The sequence below is a fragment of the Arthrobacter sp. 9V genome (assembly GCF_902506065.1).
GTDB lineage: Bacteria > Actinomycetota > Actinomycetes > Actinomycetales > Micrococcaceae > Arthrobacter.
In genome coordinates, this window is sequence record NZ_LR733035.1 from 1 (window position 1) to 2,995 (window position 2,995).

Here is a 2,995-nt window from a genome sequence, read left to right on the forward strand (position 1 = left end):
GGCCCACGTCGTCCGGCGTGAGCAGGACGATCACGAAGGACGCGGCCACGCCGTACGCCTCGAACTTCTCGATGATCGTCTGCCCGCGGCCGGCTTCTTCCGCAAGCGAAATAGGCATTAGGCCCGTGACCCTGTGGGCGAAGAGCTTGATCGAGTTCAACGCCGCCTCGTCGTGACCGTGAACGATGAAAATCGACTTCGGTGCATCGGCGGCGGCGGCGACTTCGGAGGCAGGCGTAGCGGCTGGCGTGAGAGCAGGGGTAGCGGTCGATCCCAACGGTGGGGCGACCGGATCCAGGTCGTCGAGGAGATCATCCGCCCAGTCGACCGGAAGTCGGTTTGCCCTCGGCGAATCCGTCAACCAAGCGTCCGGGTCTTCCTCCACTTCGTTCGCGGGCGTGCTCCGCCAGACAGCGGGGATCTCGGAGGCAACGCGCGATTGCAGGTAATCATTGAAGAGCTTCCTGGTCCGGTTCGGTGCGTGTTCCTGCACCCACATGACCAAGTTCGGCATCGAATCGGCGAAGAGCTCCATCCGGCCTGCCTCGCCGGAGTTCTGTTCGACCGCTTCGGAAGCGAGGATCTGGCCGACAACCTCGGATGCTGCGTCCGGGTAGTCCGGGTCACCAAAACCCAGCGAGCGATACAACCGCGGGTGTCGATCGATGATGTCGCTCGTACCGGTCTCCCGTCCGAGCACGCGCCAATCCGAGTCGTTCCAATTTCCGGCCGCGTAGGCAGCAACAGCGATTTGCAGGGGATCCACACGAGCCATCCTCGAATCATACGAGGTAATCGCGAACGACCGTTTCTGGGATGTCTCTCGTCCGACATCCCCGTGACCGGCGAGGGCTTGCTGTTCGTGTTGCAGAGGGCAGTACCGCAATCAGCGTCGTGTGACGGGAGGTGAGACAAGTGTCGCTACATCGCACGTGAGTAGACGGGGTGCAGCCCGGCGCCGGAGGGATCTCCGGCGAGCATGGTGCTGCGTGCGTGCGACGTCCCTAGTCGCTTCCACCCCCGCCAAAACGTTCCGAGAATGACTATTATCGGAACTGACGCGGTCAGTGGCACAGGCCCGTTCTGAACACGCAATTGGCAGCGAGGCGACGCCGAGCCGTCCCGCCGAAGGGAGAGCTGTGCACACGAAGTCCGAGGCGCACCGGTGAACGGCGAGCCCGGGGAGGATGTCGTCCTAGCCAGCGACGCGCGCGACGATCTCGTCCCAGAGCTCATCGCTGACGACCGGCTGACACGCCGGCCGCTGCGGGCAGTGTCGGGCAAGGCGATGACTGCCGAGCAGCGCGCGGCCGCCGAGCGCAGTCGCACCGCGTCAGCCGTTCGTCGTGCTGCAGCACGGGGGCCGCGGCCGCCGGTCGTGGCGAAGACGGCTGAGCAGCTCGCCCTCGAGGCGAAGTCCGAGAGCACCGTGCGCGCCTACCAGAGTGACCTCCGCCAGTTCGCGCGCTGGCTCGCTGGCTTCAAGGACGACGAGGTTCACGATCCTGCCGACATCGCCGACGTGCGCACGGCGCCACGGACGCCCAAGGAGGTTGCCGACTTCCTGGCCGCCAAGGCTGCCTCGGAGGTGGCACCAGGGGTCCGCCGCTCCGCGCCGTCGACGATCCCGCGTTACCTCGCAGCGATCAACTGGGAGCACGAGCGCCGCCACTTCGACCCGCCCGGGAAGCACCCGCGGGTCCGCGACACCATGCGGGGCATCCGTCGCGACGACCCACCGCCCATCCGACGTGCTGCTCCGCTGACGCTGAAGCTCCTGCAGCGCACCCTGCGAGCAATCGACCTGACGAACTTCGAGCGCGGGGCCATCAACACCCGCGACTACGCCCTGATCCTGTTCGGCTTCGTCGGTGCGTTCCGCGAGAGCGAGCTCGTTGCGACCGATGTCAGCGACTATCGCCTCGTGCCCGACGAGGGCGTCCGTATCCGGATGCGTCGATCGAAGACTCAGCAGGATGGCGACGGGCCGCCGAAAGTCATCCGCTTCGGTTCGAACCCGCTCACCTGTGGACCCTGCGCCTTCGTGCGGCTGTACCGGCTGCAGGTAGCGCAGCGTCACCACGGCGAGTCCGGGATGTTCGTTGCGCTCAAGGACGCCGCGACCGACGTCCACATCTGCGACGAGGGGCTCCCGCCGCACGAGGAACGTCTCGACCCCGCAGCCCCGTTCTTCCCATCGGTCAGCAAATGGGGCCTCTTCCGCGAGACCCGGCTCACCCCAACCGCGGTCGGCAAGGTGGTCCAGTCCCGGATCCGGAAGACGGGCCTCGACGCTGCGGGCTTCAGCGGACACTCGATGCGCGCCGGCTTCATCACCGAGGCGCGCAACGCCGGCGCGACCGACGACGAGATCATGAACCAGACCGGCCACAACTCTGCAGCGACGTTGCGGATCTACGACCGCGAGTACACCCCGTTGGTCCGCAACGCCTCGACCCGGATCAAGCTGTGACCGTGACGCCGCAGCTCGAGCGGCACTGGGCACGCTTCGAGGCCTGGTGCGCGGCGTCGGGGAGGGAAGCCCTGCCGGCGTCCCCGGAGACTGTGGAAAGATTCCTTGCGCTCTTCCCTGGCTCGAAATCCAAGCAGCGCCTTCGACGGCGCGCGATCACCGTCAAACACCTGGACGCGGGGGAGCCGTCCCCAATCATCCTGGTCCCGCCCGCCCGCGTCTGGAAGGGTTCGGCGGTGGTTGCTGACATCGAGCAGGCCCTGGCTGAGATCCCGAAGTATCGCCACCCTGTTGGGCTGCGCGGCCGACGCGACGCCTTCTTGATCGTGCTCGTCGGCTTCCTGCAGCTCAGCCGGCAGGAAGCGCGACAACTCTCACCAGCGGCGATCGAGCTTGGCAGCATCGTGAAGATCTGCGGTCGCGTCATCCCGAGCAACGATGACCCGGTGACGTGTCTTGCCTGCGCTGTGACGCGCTGGCTGCGCGTGGCCGGTAACGCCTACCTCGGCCACCGTGCTGAGA

The 2,995-nt window shown here is 66.6% G+C and carries 3 protein-coding genes; 2 read left to right on the forward strand and 1 reads right to left on the reverse strand.

All coding sequences use genetic code 11. From position 1 onward, the window contains the following. On the reverse strand, window positions 1–766 hold a 766-nt coding region (locus BACI9J_RS23555), incomplete at its 3' end, for a TIR domain-containing protein (RefSeq protein ID WP_201296733.1). Window positions 767–1,165: 399 nt separating this feature from the next. Between BACI9J_RS23555 and BACI9J_RS23560 the strand changes: the two genes are divergently transcribed. Next, on the forward strand, window positions 1,166–2,473 hold the full coding sequence (locus BACI9J_RS23560; protein WP_159736737.1) for a tyrosine-type recombinase/integrase: 1,308 nt from the start codon (window positions 1,166–1,168) through the stop codon (window positions 2,471–2,473). Window positions 2,474–2,475: 2 nt separating this feature from the next. Further along, on the forward strand, window positions 2,476–2,995 hold a 520-nt coding region (locus BACI9J_RS23565), incomplete at its 3' end, for a hypothetical protein (RefSeq protein ID WP_201296734.1).